Origin of the sequence: Paramesorhizobium endophyticum, assembly GCF_014640615.1 — a bacterium.
GTDB classification, from domain to species: domain Bacteria; phylum Pseudomonadota; class Alphaproteobacteria; order Rhizobiales; family Rhizobiaceae; genus Paramesorhizobium; species Paramesorhizobium endophyticum.
The window spans coordinates 56100-76843 of the sequence record NZ_BMHH01000020.1; the positions used below are offsets into that span (position 1 = coordinate 56100).

Sequence of the window (20744 nt, forward strand, 5' to 3'; positions counted from 1 at the left end):
AGCGGGCGGCGTTGCCCGCTATTCTTCATTTTTGATTGAGGCCAAGAACAAGACCCATGGACATCGTAGAACGCTTCCTCGCCTATGTCAGCATCAACAGCACCGCCGTACCCAATGCAGGCCAGCTGCCTTCGAGCCCCGGGCAGACGGTGCTTGCGAAACTCCTCGCAGATGAAATGCGTGCCATGGGCATGAGCGTCGAGGAGCGCGATCATTCGATCATGGTGGGCACCTTGCCCGCCAATGTGAAAAATCCAGACCACAAATTCCCCACCATCGCCTGGGTCGCCCATCTCGATACCTCAAGCGAATATACGACCGATACCCACGCGCATGTAGTCGACTATCAGGGCGGCGATATTCTGCTCAACACGGCGACCGGCGCGACGATGCGGGTTTCCGAATTCCCCGAACTTGAACGCTATATCGGCGACCGGATCATCGTTACCGATGGAACCAGCCTGCTAGGCGCGGACAATAAATCCGCCATTGCCGAGATCATGCATGCTATGCAGGTGCTGATCACCCATCCGGAAATCGAGCATGGTGAGGTGAAAATCGTCTTCGTTCCCGATGAGGAAATCGGGCTTCTCGGTGCAAAGGCCCTGGACGTTGCCTCCCTCAATGCCGATTTCGCCTATACGCTCGATTGCTGCGCCATTGGCGAGATCGTCTATGAAAACTGGAATGCCGGTGAATTCCGCCTGACCTTCAAGGGCCAGCCGGCGCATCCGATGTCGGCGAAGGGCAAGCTGCGCAATGCCATCCTCTATGCGCAGGCGTTCATTGGGATGATGCCGGGCGGTGAGCGTCCCGAATATACCGAGGGCACCGAAGGCTATTATTGGGCGAAGGGCATTCAGGGCACGGTCGCTGAAACGACGCTGGTCATCGATATCAGAGATTTCACGCGCGATGGCTTCGAGGCGCGCCGGGCTTTCATCGAAAATATGGCCGCGAGCTTCAACCAGCTTTACGGCGCCGGCACGGTCCATGTGGATTTCAAGCCCGTCTACCGGAACGTCGCCGAAAGCCTGCAGGGCGAGAACCGCTATTCGGTCGATCTGGCGCTACGGGCGATGCGCGCCATCGGAGTGGAGCCGGCACCCGTGCCGATGCGCGGCGGCTATGACGGCGCGGTGCTGTCTGAAAAGGGCCTGCCTTGCCCCAACCTCTTCTGCGGCGCGCATAATTTCCATTCGATCTATGAGTTTCTTCCGGTCAGCTCCCTCACCAAGGCGTCGGAGATGGTGATCCAGATATTGAAGAGCGCCAGGCAGGCAAAATAGCCCCGGTGGGAGGCGCATTGAGCCATATTGCAGGTCCGGCGCGATGGAGTAGCCATTCCATCGCGCCGGCTGGTCAGGATGGGCGTGCGCCCGTTAGTGCGCCATCATCTCGCGCACGATTTCCTTCGCGCCCATAGAGGATGGATAATAGGTCGGCCAGTTCGTCACTTCCTTCAGCAGGGCGGCGCGGTCATTGCCCCAGTAGAGATGATAGTGGTCGGCGGTTTCCGGCGCGATCTTGTGGTCGCTGAACTGGATATATTGCGGCGCGGCCTCGTCGCCCTCCACCTTTTTGAAGATGAAGCGAACACCGCGATTGCCCTTCTCATAGGTCAGGATCTCGTGGCCATCGCCTGCATAGCGGGCCCGCAGCGGCTTCCCCTTTTCAAAGAATGTCACGGTGTCGCCCTTGATCTCGATCCGCTCGACATTTGTCCGGTAGCCGATGTCATAATAGGCGCGGTATTCGTCGGCGGACTTGCCGCCTTGCTTGGCCTTGTGTTCCATCACTGGATCGAGTGTTCCGTCCTGGAGATAGGGATAGACCGACTGCCAATCTCCAGCCCAGTCCGAAAGGGGGCGCTCCTTGACTTGGCTATCCTCGAAATAGCCTTTGTACACAGGGTCATTATGGTCATGGGAATGCCCGTGAGCCGCGCCTGAGCCGCCGACGGCGACGATGGAGAAGGGCTGGCCTTCGACCGGGATCGTGCGGATTTCCTTCACCGTTTCCGGGTCGATCACACGGATGGTGGAACGGCGCGGATCGGTGATGGCTATCTCACCATCGGCAACGGCCAAGCGCGGGCGCGGATCGCGCCAATGCCCGTCCTTGCTGTAGGGCTCCGTGACTTTGCCCTTGCGGACGACCTCGCCCTTGATCACATCAAGCACATGGAGATTGCCGTCTTCGGTAAGGATGTAGGCATTGCGCAGTTCTGCCGGGTCGAGCACGAAATCGACGCGCCGGGTCGGAAGCTCGACCAGCCGGTACGGCTTCTCATTGTCCGGGTCGATGAGGGCGAGTTTGTCCTCCCCGTAATTGCCAAGGAAAAACTGCATCGCCTTGCCGCCAAGTAGGGTGCTTGTATAGCCCTTCGGGAAGTCGGCAGGGTAGGGGAGCATTTGCAGCTTCGGGCCGTCGATGCCGCCCGGACGGGCGATCAGAACGCCTTCCTTGCAGCCGAAGGCGACGAGACGCGCGGATGTGGCTTCGCCATGAAGGTCCGTGCATGTGGCGATGTCGCCAACCTGCTTTCCATCCTTGTCGACAACGCGCAGCCCGATGCGGGGCGGCAGCTTGTCTGGCGCGGTCTCGGCTTTCGTGTCGGGCACCGATACGAGGACATGGCGGCCCATGGTAACAGCGACACCGTGATGGGGCTTGGTCGTATCGATGCTGCGCACCTGCACCTTGCCTTCGAGAAGGGCCGCTTCGTCGATAATGTCCGCCTTGCCACCACGGTCATAGAAAAGCACCGCATGGTCGTCATGCGGAACCACATGGCCCGGCCGCGCGCCTTCGAAGGTCACGGGAAGAAGCGCGGTGTCCGTGACGTTGAGATCGCGATGATCGCCGTGGTCGGAAAATTCGATGCCGCTCTTGATGACATGGGTGATGTCCTGGTCTGCCTGCGTGGCGAAAATCGTCTGTCCGGAGGCGCTGGCGGTCAGCGCTGCATAGCCCTTGAGCTGATAACGGCCAAGCTCCTTGCCCGTTTCGAAATCGATGGCGCGAACGACCGGCTGCGTGTGGTCGGCGACGAAGAGGCGCCAGGCTTTCTCCGTATCATGGTCGTCCTCTGCGAGCGCGCCCTGCGCGGTGAGGGCGAGAGCTGCCGCCATGATGGCTGTCACGCGGTTCCGATTGGCGAATATTCTCATTGTGTTCCTTTCTTTCGTGGCAAGGTAGTCCGGTCTTTCCGCTGCGATCCGCAATGGAATGCGGAAATGCATTGATACGTTATTAAATTACAATTCGTAATAACATTACCGCAGCGCTGGCTGTCAATCTCAGAATCGTGGAGGTCCGCGTTGCGGATGAAATATGAGGGAGGCGGCCGGAGTGCGGTCCCGGCAAATTTGCCAAGTTCCGCGCTCGGCCGTTCCGAGGGCGAGGGCTTTCCAATAATTGCGCCGCCCGTGCCGTATGTTCCCTCGCAAAGGACGAAGGAACGCTTGCTTGACCGCGCGCAATTGCTCTTTCCCATCCGTCGTCTAAGCTAGGCCCCGTCTGAAGCGAGAGACGGAGGCCCTCAATGACTATCCGCAATCTCGAACATGCTGTCGCGCCCCGGTCTGTGGCTGTCTTCGGCGCGTCGGTCCGGCAGGGTTCGGTCGGCTGCACCATCATGGAAAATTTCCTCAAGGGCGGGTTCGAAGGGGAGGTCTGGCCCGTCAATCCGAAATATGGCGAGATTCTGGGGCGCCCCTGCTATGCGGACGCGGAGGCGCTTCCCGCCGCGCCGGACCTTGCGGTGATCGCCACGCGGCCCCAGACAGTACCGGACATCATCCGCGCGCTCGGCGAAAAGGGAACGCGGGCCGCCGTGGTAATCACCGCCGGCTTGACACGGGAAAACGGCTTGCGGCAGGCCATGCTCGATGCCGCCCGGCCCCACCTGTTCCGCATCATCGGCCCCAACACCATTGGCCTCCTCGTTCCCTCGGCAAAGCTCAATGCGAGCTTCGCCCATATCGACCCGCAGCCCGGCGGCCTCGCGCTGTTGTCGCAATCGGGTGCGATCACCACCTCGCTCATCGACTGGGCGGCGGATGAAGGCATCGGCTTTTCCAATATCGTTTCCCTTGGCGACATGGCCGATGTCGACGTGGGCGACTATCTCGACCTGCTCGCGGGCGATGCCAAAACACGCGCGATCCTGCTTTATCTCGAAAGCGTTCCCGACCCGCGCAAGTTCATGTCGGCTGCGCGCGCCGCCGCGCGTATCAAGCCGGTTATTGCGGTGAAGGCGGGCAGGCACGCCACCGCCGCCAAGGCCGCCGCCACCCATACCGGCGCGCTTTCCGGCTCCGACAAGGTGGTGGACGCTGCGCTCAGCCGGGCGGGCATTTTGCGTGTGCGGGGCCTCGGAGAGCTCTTCGACGCCGCCGAAACGGTGGCGCGCTTTCCCCGGCTGGAACGTTCGCGCGTCGCCATCGTCACCAATGGCGGAGGGGCGGGCGTGCTCGCAGTCGATACGCTCGCGGATCTCGACGGCGAGTTGGCGGAATTATCCCCTGCTACCATCGAGCGGCTCGACAAGATATTGCCCGCCGCCTGGTCGCACGCAAACCCCGTGGACATCATCGGCGACGCGCCGGCAGGGCGCTACAGCGCGGCGGTCGCGGCCGTCGCAGACGATCCCGGCGTCGATGCGCTGCTTGTGATCAACTGCCCGACTGGGCTTGCTTCTCCGGCTGAAGCCGCCCGGGCCGTGGCTGGGCTGACGGAGGCCGGCATGATTGGCGGCAAGCCGGTTCTCACCTGCTGGCTGGGGGAGAAGACCGCCCGGGAAGGCCGCCATATCCTGCAGGAAGCGGGCCTTGCCAGCTTCGAGACGCCCGCCGCCGCGGCCACCGCTGTCTCTTACCTGAGCGGATGGTCGCGCGCGCAGAAGGCGCTTATGCGCGTGCCTTCGAGCCGGGGCGAAGACATTCATGGCGACCGCGAGGCGGTTCTCGCGATTTTCCGGAAGGCGGCATCCGAGGACCGGCGGATGCTCACCGAGCCCGAGGCAAAGGCGGTCATCCGCGCCTATGGCATCCCCGTGCCGGAAACGGTGACGGTGCGCACGACCGAGGAGGCGTCAAAGGCGGCGGAAGGGTTGCTCCAGACCTCGCGCGTGGTGGTGAAGCTGCTTTCCAAGGAGATCACGCATAAATCGGATGTCGGCGGCGTCGTGCTCGATATCGAGACCCCGCAGGGCGCAGCCGAAGCGGTGCGGAACATCGAAAGCCGGCTGCGCGAAGCGGGGGACGCGGATAAGATCGACGGCTTCGTGGTGCAGCCGATGATTACGGGGAAGGGCGCGCAGGAGTTGATCCTGGGCGTCAGCCGCGATCCTGTCTTCGGGCCTGTCATCCTGTTCGGTGCGGGTGGAACCGCCGTGGAAATCCTCGACGATACGGCGATAGCGCTTCCCCCGCTCGACAGCGTGCTTGCCGGGGACCTCATCGACCGCACCCGCATCGGACGGCTTCTGGCGGGCTACCGCGACCGCCCGCCCGCCGACCGCGAGGGCATCGTCCGGGCGCTCAACGGCTTGTCGCAGCTCGTCGTGGATTTTCCCTGCATCGTCTCGATGGACGTCAACCCGATTCTGGCCGCAAGCGACGGCATCGTCGCGCTCGATGCCCGCATCGAGATCGCGCCTGACGATGTCGAAGTGCCGGGGCCGAACCCTGCGCTTGCCATCCGGCCCTATCCCGCGGCCTGGGAGAAGGAATTCAGCCTTGCGGATGTTAACTACCGCCTGCGGCCGATCAAGCCGGTGGATATCAGGCTCTTTCCGGAATTCCTTGCCAAAATCTCGCCCGAGGATATCCGCTTCCGCTTTCTGGCGCCACGACGGCACTTTCCCGACGAGATGCTGCTGCGGCTCACGCAGATCGATTATGAGCGCGAGATCGCTTTCCTCGCCGAGCGCAAGGATACCGGCGAAATGGCTGGCATTGTCCGTCTCTTGTCCGACCCGGACAAGGAGAAGGCGGAATATGGCATCCTCGTTCGCACCGACCTGCAAGGCCACGGGCTGGGCTGGACGCTGCTGCGGCATGCCGTTGATTATGCGAGGGCCGAGGGGTTTTCGCAGTTCGAGGGCTTCGTCCTCAGCGAGAACATCAGGATGCTCGCCATGGCCGAGGAATTCGGCTTCAAGCTCGCGCCGCACCCGCAGGAGGCAGGCGTGGTCATCGCAACCTTGGCACTATAGGCATTGCCTGAACCGAGCCGCCCCACGAAAAATTTTCATCGGGGCGGATTAAGATCATGATCGGCTCCGTATATAGGGCATGATCAGATCCAGAAACCGTTTCGATATTGTCGGACAGCTCGGCTCGCTGCGGCGCTATGCGCGTTCGCTGACGCGCGACGCCACCGAGGCCGAGGATCTGGTGCACGATGCGCTGGTGCGGGCCTATGAGCGGCGCGCAACCTGGCGCTCGGGCGGCAATTTGCGGGCTTGGCTGCTTTCGATCATGCACAATGCATTCATCGACCGCGCCCGGTCGCGGCGTGCCGAAGCCGGGCGCATAGACGCGGCGTATCAACTCACGGAAACCCGCGCGGACCCGCCGCAGGAGCACGTCGTCCGGCTTGCGCAGGTGCGGCAGGCCTTCTTCGGTCTGCCTGAGGACCAGAGGGCGGCGCTGCATCTCGTCGCCATCGAAGGGCTCTCCTATCAAGAGGCGGCGGATGCGCTGAAAATACCCTTGGGCACGCTGATGTCCCGGATAGGCCGGGCCCGCGCTACCCTTCGCGCCCTGGAGGCGGACGCGCCCTCACAACCAAGAACCCACCTCAAGATCATCGGAGGCCGCGATGAGTGAGCCGCGCGACCCCATTCTCGATACAGACCTCGACGCCTATGTCGACGATCAGCTCGATGTTTCCCGCCGCATCGCGGTCGAGGCCTGGCTATCCGGCCATCCGGACGCAGCTGCCCGGGTGATGGCCGACCTGCGGACGCGGGACGAATTGCGGCTCGCGCTTGCCGGCTCGAAGAGTGCCGCGCGGCCCGCCACTGCCGATGCCGCGCGCCGGCTGGAGCGGGGGCTTTCCTATGGCCGGTTGTTCGCGAGCCTTCAGCGCGTCGCCGCCATCGGCCTGCTCGTCACCGCCGGCTGGCTGGCGAACGAGGCCTTCGGGCCGCTGAAGATAAGGGAAAGCGTCGCGTCCACGCCGCCGCCCGCCTATGTCGAGGATGCTGTGCGGGCCCACAGGACCAGCATGGTTCGCGCCGAGATGGCGTCGCAGCCGGAAAGCCGCGACCTCGATGCAGGCGAAATCCGCGCCGCCACCGCCATCGTCATGCCGGACCTGCCGAAGGACTGGCGGGTCAAGGATGTGCAGATCTACCCCTCGCAATACGGCCCCAGCGTGGAAGTCGCCATCGGCAGCGAGGATTTTGGCGACCTTTCGCTTTTCGCCGTCCGGCCCGGCGTCTTCGACGTCGTCTCGCCCAAGATGGCGGCGATCGACGGCGCATCGGCGGCCTATTTCCAGATCGGCGACGTCGCCTACACGCTCGTCGCCAAGCCGGAGGCCAAAGATCTCGAGCGTGCAGCCGAAAGGCTCGCCCGTTCGCTTCACTAATCTCATCAACCCCGAGAGGATGTCATGAACACACCAAACTTCGGATACCAGACGGCCCATGCGAAGCCCGACGCCGCCCTTTTCGACGAGGGGCTGCGCCAGCATATGCTGCGCGTTTACAACTATATGGGTCTCGGCCTTGTGGTGACGGGCCTTGTCGCCTTCGCAGTCGCCTCGACGCCTGCGCTTTACGTGCCGATTTTCTCCACCCCGCTCAAATGGGTGGTGATGCTCGCGCCGCTGGCCTTTGTGCTGTTCTTCTCGTTCCGCATGCAGAGCATGTCGGCTGCCAGCGCGCAGATGATGTTCTGGGCGTTCTGCGCGGTCATGGGTCTGTCGCTCGCGTCGGTGTTTCTGGTCTTCACCGGCACCAGCATCGCGCGCACCTTCTTCATCGCCGCCACCATGTTCGGCGCGACCAGCCTTTACGGCTACACGACGAAGCGTGACCTGACGCAATATTCGTCCTTCCTGATGATGGGCCTGATCGGCGTGGTGATTGCGGGTCTCGTGAACATGTTCATCGGCTCGTCGGCGCTGCAGTTCGCCATCTCGGTCATCGGTATCGTCGTCTTCGTCGGCCTGACCGCGTGGGACACGCAGAGCATCAAGGAGCAATATGCCGAAAACTTCGACGCGGAGTCCCGGCAGAAGCTCGCTGTGTTCGGCGCGTTCTCGCTCTATCTCAATTTCGTCAACATCTTCCAGTTGCTGCTGCAGTTGACCGGCCAGCGTGAAGAGTAAAGGGTTCGCTTGACCATGGACAGAAACGATCAGCAAGCCATCCAGGGGCTGTTTCAAAAGCTCTCTCAGGTGGAGCGCCAATCCCCGGAACGGGATGGCGAGGCCGACGCCTATATCCGCGAACAGATCGCGCATCAGCCCGGAGCGCCATACTACATGGCGCAGACCATCGTCGTGCAGGAGCAGGAGCTGAACGCCGCTCAGGCACGGATCGAAGAGATGGAGCAGGAGCTTGCCTCCAGGCCGGCCTCCGGCGGCGGACTTTTCTCCGGCCTGTTCGGTGGTGGCGGACGCCCATCGCGGCCATCGGGCGCGGTTCCTCTCACGGGCGGATCGGAGGCCATGGGCCAGCAGCCGTTCCAACAGCAGGGCTATCCGCAGAGAACGGGTGGCGGTTTCCTCGCCGGAGCGGCGCAGACCGCCATGGGCGTGGCGGGCGGCATGCTGCTCGGCAATATGGTTGCCGGCATGCTCGGCGGCGGCGAAGCGAAGGCCGCGGAGCCGCAGGCTGAAGAGCCCAAGGCCGAAAACGCCAACTACGAGGACGACGAACAGGATCAGGGCGGGTTTGACGATCTGGAAATCTAGGGCATGATCCGGAAAAGTTTCAGGCTTTTCGAAAAGGATCATCCGGCTGAAACAAATGTCTGATCCATTCGCGCGAGGCCGGAATCGGCCTCGCCTCTCCGCCAATCGCACCCCCGGTTCAAGCAAGGCCGGACGGACCGGGAAAAACGAATCCATGCCAGACGAAGAGCCTCCTAGTACCGCCGTCCGCGTGAAGGGCCAGAAGCGGGCCGGGCGTGGACGCAGATTTTCCGAAATATTGCGATCGATGGCCGAAGAGCCGTCCCGCGAGCGCATTTCCATTCAGGACATGCTTTCGGCGATGGGAGACCGAGCCTTCGGGCCGCTCATGCTCCTTTTCGCCCTGCCAAACCTGCTGCCCACGCCGCCGGGTACCTCGGCTGTGCTCGGCATTCCGCTGATCATCCTCGCCGCGCAGCTGATGCTTGGCCGCAAGCCATGGCTTCCCGCGGTCATCGGCAATCGCTCCCTGCCCAGAAGCAATTTCGCCGCGCTGCTGGAGCGCGCCGGCCCATGGCTGGCGCGGGCCGAAAGGCTGGTCAAGCCGCGGCTGGCGATGCTTGTCACGCCGCCCGCCGAATATGCCATTGGTGCGCTCTGCTTCATTCTGGCGATCATCCTCGCGCTCCCCATACCGCTCGGCAATATCCTGCCCGCTTTGGCCATCTGCCTTTTTTCCTTCGGTATTCTCGAGCGGGACGGCGTTTGGGTGATCGCGGGCTTCATTGCCTCCCTGGTCTCGGTTTCAGTCGCGGCCGGGGTGCTGCTCGCGCTCCTCAAGGGGCTTTTCTTCGTCATTGAAAAAACGTTCAACTAAAAGGGACGGCGGCCTGCTGGGTTCGCCGAAAGATACAGCTAATGTTATTTGAATGGATGGCCGATCCCGCAGCCTGGGCTGGACTGGCAACGCTCATCGTCCTCGAAATCGTTCTCGGCATCGACAATCTCGTTTTCATCGCGGTGCTGGCCGACAAGCTCCCGCCGCACCAGCGGGAAAAGGCAAGGCTCATCGGCCTTGCTCTGGCGCTCATCATGCGCCTTGTGCTGCTGGCCTCAATTGCCTGGATCGTCACCTTGACGAAGCCGCTCTTCAGCGTTGCCGGGCTCGATTTCTCCGGCCGCGATCTCATCCTTATCTTCGGCGGCGTCTTCCTGCTCTTCAAGGGCACAATGGAGCTGCATGAGCGGCTCGAAGGGGCTGTGGGGCATAAGGAAGGCAAGGTCGCCCACGCGATCTTCTGGCAGGTCCTCGTCCAGATCGTCGTGCTCGATGCCGTCTTCTCGCTCGACAGTGTGATCACGGCCGTCGGCATGGTTGAAGAGCTGATGGTGATGATGATCGCCGTCGTGGTGGCCATCGGCGTGATGATGCTGTCGTCGCGCCCGCTGATGAACTTCGTCTCGAAGCACCCGACCGTGGTCATCCTCTGCCTGGGCTTCCTGATGATGATCGGCTTCTCGCTGGTCGTGGAAGGCTTCGGCTTCCACATTCCGAAGGGCTATCTCTACGCGGCCATCGGCTTCTCGGTGCTGATCGAGGCATTCAACCAGATCGCCCGGCGCAACAAGGAACGGTTGGTCACGACCGGCGACCTCCGGGAGCGGACCGCCGACGCGGTGCTGCGTCTGCTTGGCGGCAGGCGCGGCGGCGAGATGGGGCTTGGCGAAACGGCTGACGCCATCGCCGAGCGCGCTGAAGAGAACCAGCTCTTCGCGCCGCAGGAGAAGGAGATGATCCAGGGCGTGCTGACGCTGGCGGAACGGCCCGCCGTCTCGATCATGACGCCCCGCACGGAAATCGAGTGGCTTGATATCAACGACGACCCGGAAAAGCTGAAGGCGAAAATCCTCGATCTCGGCCACTCGCGTTTCCTGATCGCGCGCGACACGCTGGAGAACCTCGTGGGCGTGGCGCAGGCCAAGGAATTGCTGCGCGACCTTCTGGAGGAAGGGCGGATCGACGTGGAGCGCTCGGTGCGCCAGCCGCTCATCGTGCATGAGAGCGTCAACGTGCTGCGGCTGATGGAGCAATTGCGCAAGTCGCCGCTGCAGATGGCCGTGATCGTCGATGAATATGGCACGCTGGAGGGCATCGCCACGCCGATCGATATTCTCGAGGCCATCGCCGGGGAATTCCCGGACGAGGGCGACGAGGCGCTGTTCGCCGAGCAGGCGGAGGACGGCTCATGGCTGGTCGATGGCTGGATGGACGTGCGCCGCGCCTCCTATCTGCTCGACGCCGATCTCGTGGATGAAACCGACCGCTATTCGACCATCGCCGGTTTCATCCTGTGGCGGCTCGGGCACTTCCCCAATGCGGGAGAGACTATCGTGGCAGGCGACCTCACCTTCGAGGTCGTCTCGCTCGATGGGCGCAATATCGACAAGGTGCGGATCAGGCGGACGGATGCAGCTGCGCTGGAGGCTTCCTGAAATCCGGCGGTTGCCACTGAGATGCAACAAAACTTAACGCGATAGAATATCGGCACCTCTGCCGTCCGCTAAGCTGCGGTCAGAATTCCCGCCTTATGCGGGGCAGGAAGAGGTGCCGTTTCATGAACGAAAAAGCTTGGGCAATCGCCGGGTTCCTCGCAATCGCGGCGTTCATGCCCGTTGCGCACGCCCAGCAGCCTATGCCCGTTACTGTTGTCGTCGCCAAGCGGGGCGATGTCACGCAGCGCGTCTCCGTCGTGGGTACGCTGGCGGCGCGCGAGGAGATAGAGGTTCATCCTTCGGTGCCGGACAAGGAAATCCGGCAGATATTGGTGGAAGCCGGGCAGCGTGTCACGCGAGGGCAGGCGCTCGCCGTCTTCGACATGACCGATGCGCAGCTTGCGCTCGACAAGAACACGGTCAACGCCCTTCGCGCCAAGGCCGCCGTGGCGGTGGAGAGAAGCAGGCTCGATGTCGCGCTCATCACTGAGCGCGAGGCCCGGCAAAAGCTTGAGCGCAGCCAGACATTGCGGGCGAAAGGGATCAGTTCCGAGCAGGTTCTGGACGAAAGCCGCAATGCCGTCGACCGCGCGGTTGCGGAAACGGAACTCGCGAAACAGTCGCTGAGGTTGGCCGAGGCGGACGAGCAGCTGATCGCGCGGGAGCGGAAGGAGATCGAGCTGACGGTCGAGCGCAGCACCTTGCGCGCCCCGGCGGCGGGGATCGTCCTGACACGCAATGCACGGATCGGCGCGATGACGTCGAATTCGGCGGGGCCGCTTTTCCTCATCGCTGGGGATGGCGAGATCGAGTTCGTCGCCGATGTGACGGAGACGGATTTTGTGCGCCTGTCCGAGGGGATGCGCGCGGAAATCATGCTTCCTGGAAGGGACCGCCCCGTTACCGGCGCCTTGCGGCTGAGCGCCGCGCAGATCGACCCGAAGACGCGGAGCGGCAAGATTCATGTCGCGCTCGACGAGAGCGAGGGGCTTATTCCCGGCGTGTTTGCCAAGGGAGTGATCGACACCTCGACGCGGACGAATGTGCTTGTTCCGGGAACGGCTGTCCGTAGCACCGGCGGCTCGCACAGCGTCTATGTGGTCAGGGATGATATCGTCGAACGGCGCGATGTCAGGACCGGCGCGCGCCAGGATGATCTCATCGAGATCGTCAGCGGTGTTGCCGATGGCGAGATGATCGTTCTGAAAGCGGGCGGTTTCCTGAAGGATGGCGAGCGTGTCGCGCCCGTGGTCGCTTCGACCGGCGACATTGCGCCCTCCAGGACCGCCGCTTTCCTCGATATTGAGGAGACGGCAGGCCGATGAATGCGAATATTTCGGCATGGGCCATCCGCAATCCGCTGCCTTCGGTTCTCCTGTTCGTGATCCTGACGGTGGCGGGGCTCTACAGCTTCTCGCGGCTGCCCGTCACCTATTTCCCCGCGATCATCACGCCGCTCGTCAAGGTCACCGTCGAGCAGTCCGGCGCGACGCCCGCGGAACTCGAAACCGAGGTAACGCGGCTGGTGGAGAACGCCGTCGCGCCGCTGGCGGGCATCGACAAGGTCACCTCGACCATCGGCCAGGGCAAATCCGTCACCAATGTCGAATTCGAGCTTGGCAAGGTCACCCCGGACCGGGCGATGGCCGATGTCCGCGATGCGGTGGCGAAAATCCGCTCCGACCTGCCCGGCACGATAGACGAGCCGATCATCGAGCGGGTCGAGGAGGAGGCCCAATCGGTCGTCACCTATGCGGTCAGCAATCCGAACATGACGGTTGCCGAGCTCTCCTGGTATGTGGACGATGCGGTCACGCGTCATCTGCAAGGCTTGTCCGGCGTTGGGCGGATCGAGCGCGTCGGCGGCGCTGACAGGGAAATCCGCGTCGAGATCGACCCCGCCCGCCTGCAGGCGCTTTCGCTGACGGCGAACGCCATCAACGAAAACCTCGTTGAGACGCAGGTGGAGAATTCCGGCGGCAGAAGCGATCTCGGCGGGCGCGAGCAGGCGCTGACAACGGTGGCGGCGGCAAAGACGGTGGCGGAGCTTGCCGACCAGCGCCTTGCGCTTTCGCCCGACGCATCCGTCCGGCTGGGCGATCTGGGTACGGTTCAGGACGGCGCGGGGGAGCCCCGCGCCTTCGCAATGCTCGACGGCGCGGATGTGGTGGGCTTTGCCGTCTATCCCTCGCAAGGGGCGAGCGATATCTCCGTTGCGGAAGCGGTTTCCGCGGCGCTGGCGGAACTCGAAAAGCGCAATGGGGATGTGCGCTTCCGCCTCGTGGATGACAGTTTCACCTATACCGCCGGCAATTACAGCTCGGCCATGCACACGCTTCTCGAAGGCGCGGCGCTTTCCGTCATCGTCGTCTTCCTGTTCCTGCGCGACTGGCGGGCGACGGTCGTCGCGGCGATTGCGCTGCCGCTCTCGATCATCCCGACCTTCTTCGTGATCGATCATTTGGGCTTCTCGCTCAACATATTGAGCCTGCTCGCCATCACGCTGGTGACGGGCATTCTCGTCGATGACGCCATTGTCGAGATCGAGAATATCGTCCGCCACCGCAATATGGGCAAGACAGCTTACCGGGCTGCGCTCGACGCGTCAGACGAAATCGGCCTCGCGGTCATCGCCATCTCGGCCACGGTGATTGCCGTGTTCGCGCCGGTCGGCTTCATGAGTGGCGAAATCGGGCTCTATTTCCGGCAGTTCGGCCTGACGGTCGCCATCGCCGTCTTCTTCTCGCTGCTGGTGGCGCGGCTGATAACGCCCGTTCTGGCAGCCTATTTCATGACGGGCAGCCATGTGCATGAGGAGAAGAAGGGGCGCTTCCTCCTTGCCTATGAGCAGCTGTTGCGGTTGAGCCTGCGCCGGCGCTGGGCTACCCTCGGCCTTGCCACTGGTTCCTTCGTGCTGGCGCTGATTGCACTCATGTCGTTGCCCACCGCTTTCCTGCCGGAGGAAGATACCGGACGCCTGTCGCTTACCGTCGAACTGCCCCCCGGCTCCACGCTCGACGAGACACGGGCGGTCTCGGACGCAATCGCTGTTCGCATCCGGCAATTCCCTGAGGTGGAGGGCGTGTTTGCCCGCGCCGGCGCGAACAGTTCGGGGCTGGAGGATGTGCGCTATGCGGTGATCCTCATCGACCTCCTGCACAAGAGCGAGCGGGGGCGTTCCTCCTTTGCGCTTGAAACGGATATCGAAAAGACCATTGCTTCCATTCCGGATGTGAAGCTACGCTTCCTCAACAATCGCGGCGGCCGCGATGTGTCCTTTGCGGTCCTTGGCACCGATGGAGAGGCCGTCGAGAATGCCGCCAGGACAATCGTGGCGGAGCTTGGCACGGACGGGATGTTCATCGATCCCAGCATCGACAACACTGCCATGCGCCCGGAACTCAGGATGCAGGTGCGCACCGAAAAGGCGGCGATGCTCGGCATATCCCCGGCGGCGATTGCGGACGTGATCAGGGTCTCCACCATCGGCGACTCGGACGGCCGCCTGCCCAAATTCACCGAGGGCGCTCGGCAAATCCCTATCCGCGTGGCAATTGCACGCGAGGCGCGGGACGATCTCGCCACGCTGGAAATGTTGACTGTCGCGGGGCGGGACGGGATGCATATTCCCCTCTCGGCAGTCGTCGATATGCGCTTTGACGAGACGGTTTCCGCCATCGAGCGCCTCGACCGGGAACGGCGGATCGAGATCGGCGCGGATCTGGCTGACGGGTTCACCTCGGGCCAGGGGATGGAGCGGCTCCTCCAATTGCCAAGCGTCAAGAGCCTGCCTGACGGCACCCGCATTCAGGCGACCGGCGATTCTGATACCGAGGGCGAGGTTTTCGCAAGCTTCGCCGTATCGATGGGCGCGGGCATCATGCTGGTCCTCGTCGTGCTCATCCTGCTCTTCGGCAGCGTGCTTGCCCCGTGGACGATCCTCGCCTCACTTCCTCTCTCCATCGGCGGAGTCGCGGCGGGCCTCTGGTTGTCAGGCAGCGCCATATCGCTGCCTGTTGTCATCGGCATATTGATGCTGATGGGCATCGTTACCAAGAACGCCATCATGCTCATAGACTTCGCCATCGAGCGGGAGGCGCACGGGTATTCGCGGATCGAGGCGATCATTGAGGCCGGTTCGGAACGCGCACGTCCCATCATCATGACGACGCTCGCCATGGCCGGCGGCATGGTTCCCTCCGCCCTCGGTGCGGGCGATGGCGGGGAGTTCCGTTCCCCCATGGCCATTGCCGTCATCGGCGGGCTGCTCGTCTCCACGCTCCTGTCGCTGGTGGTGATCCCGTCGCTCCACCTCACCGTCTCGAACCTTGGCGACCGCATCAGCGGGGTGTTCAGGCCGCTCTTTCAACCCGAAGGCGCAAAATCGCCAAATTCATGAAGGAGCGTGCCGACGCCGTAATAAACCGTAACAAAACGCAACATTCCCACCCGCGTCCATATGCCTTATGGAGCGGGCCAAGGGGACGCCATGCAACCGAATTCCACAAATGCCCGGATATTGATCGTCGAAGACGATCCGGAGATCGGCGAACTCCTCGCCATCACCATGCGGGAGAACGGGATGATCCCGACCGTCGCGGAGGATGGCCGGGTGATGCAATCGCTGCTGCGCCACAATGCGTATGATCTCATCATCCTCGATGTCATGCTGCCGGGTGAGGACGGCCTCAGCATCTGCCGGAAAATCCGCTCCGAAAACACGATCCCCATCATCCTGCTGACGGCGCTCGGCGAGGAGGTGGACAGGATCGTCGGGCTGGAAGTGGGCGCGGACGATTACATCACCAAGCCGTTCAGCCCGCGCGAAGTCGTGGCGCGGGTGCGCAGCCTGCTGCGTCGGGCGTCCTATGGGCTCGTGAAGAATGTCAGCCAGCGGCGGCTGCGCTTCGATGGCTGGCTCATCGACCCGATGCGCCGCCAGCTTCATGACCCGAGCAATGCCCGCGTCGCGCTGACCACCACGGAATTCGACCTGCTGCTCGCCTTCTGCCGCAATCCGGGCCGGGTCATCACCCGCGAGGAACTGCTCTCGCTGACACATTCGGGGCTGGCGGGTCCGATCGAGCGCAGCATTGACGTCCATATCAGCCGCCTGCGGCAGAAGATCGAGGTCAACCCGAAGGAGCCGGCCTTGCTGCAGACGGTTCGGCTTGGGGGGTATACATTTACCGCGACCGTTGAGGAGGCCTAGAGAATTTCACTTTAGCGAAGGCCCCCGCATGTCCCTTATCCAATTGCTTGCTGCGCCAGGTACCCCCTCACCGTCCGCTACGCGGCCACCTCTCCCCCTCTTCCGTAGGGGAGAGGAACGCCAAGCTGGATAAGCCTGGTGCTCCTCGCCCCCGCTTTGCGGGGGAGAGGTGGCCGCGTAGCGGACGGTGAGGGGGTACTTGGCGATTCCATCAAAGAATGGAACGCTCTAAACAAGCCTTCACACATCGCAACAAAACGAAACGCCCTGCCATGATACGGCGCGCTACTCCGTGGCTTGCAAAGTCATGAGGAGCGTCAAATTGCCCGATATCCAGGCCGTCCAATCCCATCTCAACCGTGTGCAATCGCGCCGCAAGGCCGTGATCTGGTGGATCAGCATCTGCTTTTTGCCGGTCATTTTCTTCACGACCGCTCATTTCAAGGCCGGGTCATGGCAGCGCGATTGGATCGAGGATTTCGGTGCGCTTCTGATTTTCATGGCGATTCTCGGCAGGGCCTGGTGCACACTTTATATCGGCGGAAAAAAGACGGTGGCGCTGGTAACGTCAGGGCCGTACTCGATTTCGCGCAATCCGCTCTATTTCTTCTCCTTCGTCGCCGTAGCAGGGCTCGGGCTCCAGACCGGAAGCATCAGCATGGCGGCGTTCATGACGCTGGCGGCCTATCTCGTCTTCCTGCCGGTAGTGTTGCGCGAGGAAGCCGGGCTGTCGACTGCCCATGGCGCCCTTTACGAGGCATATCGCAATTCCGTGCCGCGCTTTCTTCCTAGCCTCAGCCTATGGCGTGACGAGGAAACTGTGACCGTAAGCCCCGGCATGTTGCGGCGGACAATCGTGGACGGAATGGTTTTCGTTCTCTTTGCCTTCGTCGTGCGGGTTCTCCTGCAGGTGCTGCCCGATCTACCGCAGGTGACGCTGTATTAAGGCAGCGGCTATCCCATGGGCAGGGTGAGCCGGACGATAAGGCCACCCTCCTTGCCGTCCAGGAATTCCAGCATGCCGCCATGGGCCTGCACGATCTCGGAGACGATCGAAAGCCCGAGTCCAAAGCCGGCATTGCCGCCTCTTGCCGCGTCGATCTTGAAAAACGGCTCGAGGACTCGTTGCCGGTAGGTTTCGGGAATGCCCGGCCCATCGTCCACGACATCGATGACCATCATTCCCGCATCCGTCCGCAGTTCGACCGCAACCTTCTTCGCAAACTTCGTGGCATTGTCGCACAGATTGGTAATGGCGCGCGTGATTGCGAGCGGCTTGCAGTTCACGATAAGGCGGTTCGGCCCGTGGTAGGTCACATCGTGCCCGACATCGGCGAATTCGCTGCAGATTGTCTGGAGCGAGCTGGCGATATCGGTCCGCTCGAACTCCTCCCGGCGGTAATTGTCGCGCAGATAATCGAGGCTTTCGCCAAGCAGCCGGTCGAGATGGTTGATATCTGACAGCATCGCTTCCCGGCTATCCCCTTCGGGCAGGCGTTCCGCCTTCAGCCGCAAGCGCGTCAGTGGCGTCCGCAAATCATGGCTGATACCGCGCAGCATGCGAGTGCGGGATTCCACCATGATCGCAATGCGCTTGCGCATGCCGTTCAGCGCCCGCGCCAGCGCGACGATCTCGACGCTGCCGCGCTCCTCGAAAACCTCCTCGTCATTCGAGATGTCCGCATTGAGCGCTGCGCGGGAAATCCGCCGCAGGGGCAGCATGATCGCCCAGATGGCGAAGGCGAAGAAAAGAAAGATCAGCGTGATCAGCGCCACCAGATAATAGGATCCCCGTCCGACGAAATCGCTTGTCAGGAACGGGTCGGAGGAAACGGGGCTGACCAGCATCGTCGCACCGTCTACTTGGACGGCAACGATGCGCTGGTCATTCAGAAATGTTCTCCAACCGCCCAAGGGGAAAATCGAATTGTCGGGGGGAAACAACCATTCGATGACTCGGGCCCACACCGTTTCCTGGCTGGAGGAGGTGGTGAACTGAGCATGCATGGATAAAGGGAGCAAGGTCATGTCCCAACCTGACCGCCGGGCGGCGTCGAGGATGATTTCCCTCTCGGCGGGCGTCGCGGCAGCTTCGAGCAGCCGGCCTACGGTGTGGACATGCTCGGTGACCTGCTCGATGTCAGGTGGCCTGTGGTCGCCGCTGGCCCAGCGCTCGAGGAGCGGACCGGCCAGCACGACAATGATCAGCAAGGCAAGGAAGACGAGAGCAGTGATCTGCCCATAGATGGTCCTGAGACCCAGAAGCACGCGCAATCTCCTATTCCTCCCTCCGGTTCCCCCAAGGCTTTTGTACCATGGTGGCCGCGCTTGCGACGGGAGATGAATGTTAAGTTTTATTACGGCTCCTGCCGCGCGGTCGGTTTTGTTCGCTTCGTAACAAAGCTTAACATAACGACACGCGCGGGGTGGAGCGTCCGTGGAAAGTAGCGTTGTCCCCGGTCGCGCTGCTGGACTCATCACGCGGCGCCGGCAAATCGCTCTGGAGCCTTCATGTCCTCGATATCAAAAACCAACCGGCTTGTTTCGCCTCGTATCTTCGGCCTCGCATTGGGCATGGGAATGGCGGCCAGTGCATCCGCCGCCGACCTTTCGCCTCCGGAGGCGCCTGCCGAGCCTGCCCTGGACCAGGAGCGCTTCAACGAGCGGTTCGAGCCGAAGCGGAACTGGAGCCTGATTATCGGCGGCGGCGCCATGTACAAGCCGGAATATGAAGGCAGCGAGGACTTCAAAGTCAGCCCCATTCCCTTCGTCAGCTTCACCTATGGCGAATGGCTGGAAATCAACCCCAGAGGCGTTACCGTCACCGCCCTCGACCAGAATGGTTTTTCCCTAAAGGGCAATGTCGGCTATGAATCCGGGCGGGACGAGGACGACCATGACAGGCTTCGCGGCCTCGGCGAAATCGATCTGGCGGCGACCGTCGGCGCCGAAGCGGCTTACGAGCTGGGCCCGGTCGAGCTTTACGCAGCGATCGACCAGACGATCGGCGGCAGCGAAAGCCTCATCGGCACGTTCGGTATCGGCTATTCGGCGCCAGTGACCGAGAGGCTCATCCTTGGCGCGAAAGCCGAGGCCGTCGTGGCGAACGACAAGCACATGGAAGCCTATTTCGGCGTCGATGCCGCCCAGTCGGCTGCCTCCGGCCTGCGGGAATACAAGCCGAAGGCAGGCCTCAAGCGCGTCAACATCTCGGCCAACGCCACCTATATGCTGACCGACAACTGGCTCGTCCGCGGCCAGGCGGAACTGGGCATATTGACCGGCGACGCCGCGGACAGCCCTATCGTCCAGGAGAAGCTGCAGCCCTCGGTTTCGCTGGGCCTCGGCTATAAATTCTGAGGGTTTCGAACCCCCAGGCCGAGAAACCCCAGACAATAATACCGGCCGAAGAACCGTTCGGCCGGTATCGGATATGCTTCAGAAAGCGCCATCGGAACACACCGCTATCGAACGATGCGCGATGCTTCACCCCTTCAAGCAGGGAACCAGCCATCATAGCGAGCGTTACTCCTTCATCCCGCATGGAGGCACGATGGAAATGACGCGACGAACCGCTTTGGCAGATGCAAGCGATGTAGAGCTGACGATCCCGCTCGAGACAGTCTGTTTCATCATCATGAAGGCACGGGAATATTACGCGAAGGATGTCGTTACGGAGCCGGACCCCGGCTCTAACCCATCCGACGATCGGGGCGCCGCGGTTCTGGAAGATCATAAGAATGACGCGACGGAACAGGAACTGCGCTCGATCATCGACAACCTCTCGATCGACGAGCAGATCGATCTTGTCGCGCTGATGTGGCTCGCCCGTAATGACGAGGCGGCGAGGGAGTGGAAAACCGTGCGCAGGGAAGCCGCCGAGGCGCACAACGAGCATACGGAGGACTATTTCCTTGGCACCCCGCTCGCCCCCGATTATCTCGCCGACGCGCTGTCCATGCTCGACTATTCATGTGTTGACTACGAGGCTGAGCGGTTGTAAATTAAAGGCATTCTGTCTCTAGGCGAAAAGCATCGGCGGGACAGTACACCCTCCCCCTTGCGGTAGGGGAATCGCACATGAGTATAAAAGCGCTGTTGCAAGTTAGCGGAAAATAGATTCTGAGGGATCGCTTGAAAAGGAGCGGTCCCTTATGGTTTT

Annotated in this window: 16 protein-coding genes; 14 read left to right on the forward strand and 2 right to left on the reverse strand. The window is 62.3% G+C overall.

Features of this window, described 5'->3' with window-relative positions; translation table 11 throughout:
• The first annotated feature begins 56 nt into the window (after positions 1–56).
• A complete protein-coding gene (gene pepT / locus IEX53_RS19240) occupies positions 57–1289 on the forward strand; it encodes a peptidase T (RefSeq protein ID WP_188825802.1) in 1233 nt (410 codons plus the stop codon).
• A gap of 93 nt (positions 1290–1382) precedes the next feature.
• On the opposite strand, the gene aztD is transcribed toward pepT, so the two are convergent.
• The gene (aztD, locus tag IEX53_RS24410; protein ID WP_373288693.1) at positions 1383–3245 is read right to left on the reverse strand and encodes a zinc metallochaperone AztD; all 1863 of its coding nucleotides are present in this window, start codon (positions 3243–3245) and stop codon (positions 1383–1385) included.
• A 302-nt stretch (positions 3246–3547) separates the two neighbouring features.
• Here aztD and IEX53_RS19250 point away from each other — a divergent pair, with 302 nt between their 5' ends.
• The 11 genes from IEX53_RS19250 (at position 3548) to IEX53_RS19300 (ending at position 17528) form a co-directional block, all read left to right on the forward strand.
• Positions 3548–6223 carry a bifunctional acetate--CoA ligase family protein/GNAT family N-acetyltransferase gene (locus tag IEX53_RS19250; RefSeq protein ID WP_188825804.1) on the forward strand — a complete coding sequence of 892 codons (2676 nt, stop codon included), beginning with the start codon at positions 3548–3550 and terminating at the stop codon, positions 6221–6223.
• A gap of 79 nt (positions 6224–6302) precedes the next feature.
• Positions 6303–6839 (forward strand): sigma-70 family RNA polymerase sigma factor, encoded by a 537-nt coding sequence (locus tag IEX53_RS19255; protein WP_188825805.1) that lies wholly within the window; start codon positions 6303–6305, stop codon positions 6837–6839.
• Positions 6832–7605 carry an anti-sigma factor family protein gene (locus IEX53_RS19260; RefSeq protein WP_188825806.1) on the forward strand — a complete coding sequence of 258 codons (774 nt, stop codon included), beginning with the start codon at positions 6832–6834 and terminating at the stop codon, positions 7603–7605. The genes IEX53_RS19255 and IEX53_RS19260 overlap by 8 nt, the downstream gene beginning before the upstream one ends.
• Before the next feature lie 24 nt (positions 7606–7629).
• Positions 7630–8349: a Bax inhibitor-1/YccA family protein gene (locus IEX53_RS19265; RefSeq protein ID WP_188825807.1), complete on the forward strand. Its 720-nt coding sequence runs from the start codon at positions 7630–7632 to the stop codon at positions 8347–8349.
• Positions 8350–8364: 15 nt separating this feature from the next.
• On the forward strand, positions 8365–8937 hold the full coding sequence (locus IEX53_RS19270; RefSeq protein WP_188825808.1) for a DUF2076 domain-containing protein: 573 nt from the start codon (positions 8365–8367) through the stop codon (positions 8935–8937).
• A gap of 154 nt (positions 8938–9091) precedes the next feature.
• Positions 9092–9754, forward strand: a complete 663-nt coding sequence (locus tag IEX53_RS19275; RefSeq protein WP_188825809.1) for an exopolysaccharide biosynthesis protein — start codon at positions 9092–9094, stop codon at positions 9752–9754.
• Positions 9755–9795: 41 nt separating this feature from the next.
• Positions 9796–11370, forward strand: coding sequence for a TerC family protein (locus IEX53_RS19280; protein ID WP_188825810.1), 1575 nt, complete (start codon positions 9796–9798; stop codon positions 11368–11370).
• A 122-nt stretch (positions 11371–11492) separates the two neighbouring features.
• Positions 11493–12695 (forward strand): efflux RND transporter periplasmic adaptor subunit, encoded by a 1203-nt coding sequence (locus IEX53_RS19285; protein ID WP_236016277.1) that lies wholly within the window; start codon positions 11493–11495, stop codon positions 12693–12695.
• On the forward strand, positions 12692–15769 hold the full coding sequence (locus IEX53_RS19290; protein WP_188825811.1) for an efflux RND transporter permease subunit: 3078 nt from the start codon (positions 12692–12694) through the stop codon (positions 15767–15769). The genes IEX53_RS19285 and IEX53_RS19290 overlap by 4 nt, the downstream gene beginning before the upstream one ends.
• 90 nt (positions 15770–15859) lie before the next feature.
• Positions 15860–16582 carry a response regulator transcription factor gene (locus tag IEX53_RS19295; protein WP_188825812.1) on the forward strand — a complete coding sequence of 241 codons (723 nt, stop codon included), beginning with the start codon at positions 15860–15862 and terminating at the stop codon, positions 16580–16582.
• 322 nt (positions 16583–16904) lie between these two features.
• A complete protein-coding gene (locus tag IEX53_RS19300; RefSeq protein WP_188825813.1) occupies positions 16905–17528 on the forward strand; it encodes a methyltransferase family protein in 624 nt (207 codons plus the stop codon).
• 8 nt (positions 17529–17536) lie between these two features.
• Here the strand turns inward: IEX53_RS19300 and IEX53_RS19305 are convergent, their stop codons facing one another.
• Positions 17537–18850, reverse strand: a complete 1314-nt coding sequence (locus IEX53_RS19305; protein WP_236016278.1) for an ATP-binding protein — start codon at positions 18848–18850, stop codon at positions 17537–17539.
• Positions 18851–19093: 243 nt separating this feature from the next.
• Here IEX53_RS19305 and IEX53_RS19310 point away from each other — a divergent pair, with 243 nt between their 5' ends.
• Both IEX53_RS19310 and IEX53_RS19315 read left to right on the forward strand, forming a co-directional pair.
• Positions 19094–19942 (forward strand): MipA/OmpV family protein, encoded by an 849-nt coding sequence (locus IEX53_RS19310; RefSeq protein ID WP_236016279.1) that lies wholly within the window; start codon positions 19094–19096, stop codon positions 19940–19942.
• 199 nt (positions 19943–20141) lie between these two features.
• A complete protein-coding gene (locus IEX53_RS19315; protein WP_188825815.1) occupies positions 20142–20585 on the forward strand; it encodes a DUF3775 domain-containing protein in 444 nt (147 codons plus the stop codon).
• Positions 20586–20744: the final 159 nt, after the last annotated feature.

What these genes read in the sequence shown, in the direction of transcription:
- IEX53_RS19290 (WP_188825811.1), top strand. Translation starts at nt 12,692, where the DNA reads ATGAATGCGAATATTTCGGCATGGGCCATCCGCAATCCGCTGCCTTCG.
- IEX53_RS19285 (WP_236016277.1), top strand. Translation starts at nt 11,493, where the DNA reads ATGAACGAAAAAGCTTGGGCAATCGCCGGGTTCCTCGCAATCGCGGCG.
- IEX53_RS19295 (WP_188825812.1), top strand. Translation starts at nt 15,860, where the DNA reads ATGCAACCGAATTCCACAAATGCCCGGATATTGATCGTCGAAGACGAT.
- aztD (WP_373288693.1), bottom strand. Translation starts at nt 3,245, where the DNA reads ATGCATTTCCGCATTCCATTGCGGATCGCAGCGGAAAGACCGGACTAC.
- IEX53_RS19260 (WP_188825806.1), top strand. Translation starts at nt 6,832, where the DNA reads ATGAGTGAGCCGCGCGACCCCATTCTCGATACAGACCTCGACGCCTAT.
- IEX53_RS19280 (WP_188825810.1), top strand. Translation starts at nt 9,796, where the DNA reads ATGTTATTTGAATGGATGGCCGATCCCGCAGCCTGGGCTGGACTGGCA.
- IEX53_RS19250 (WP_188825804.1), top strand. Translation starts at nt 3,548, where the DNA reads ATGACTATCCGCAATCTCGAACATGCTGTCGCGCCCCGGTCTGTGGCT.
- IEX53_RS19315 (WP_188825815.1), top strand. Translation starts at nt 20,142, where the DNA reads ATGACGCGACGAACCGCTTTGGCAGATGCAAGCGATGTAGAGCTGACG.
- IEX53_RS19310 (WP_236016279.1), top strand. Translation starts at nt 19,094, where the DNA reads ATGTCCTCGATATCAAAAACCAACCGGCTTGTTTCGCCTCGTATCTTC.
- IEX53_RS19255 (WP_188825805.1), top strand. Translation starts at nt 6,303, where the DNA reads ATGATCAGATCCAGAAACCGTTTCGATATTGTCGGACAGCTCGGCTCG.
- IEX53_RS19270 (WP_188825808.1), top strand. Translation starts at nt 8,365, where the DNA reads ATGGACAGAAACGATCAGCAAGCCATCCAGGGGCTGTTTCAAAAGCTC.
- IEX53_RS19265 (WP_188825807.1), top strand. Translation starts at nt 7,630, where the DNA reads ATGAACACACCAAACTTCGGATACCAGACGGCCCATGCGAAGCCCGAC.
- IEX53_RS19275 (WP_188825809.1), top strand. Translation starts at nt 9,092, where the DNA reads ATGCCAGACGAAGAGCCTCCTAGTACCGCCGTCCGCGTGAAGGGCCAG.
- pepT (WP_188825802.1), top strand. Translation starts at nt 57, where the DNA reads ATGGACATCGTAGAACGCTTCCTCGCCTATGTCAGCATCAACAGCACC.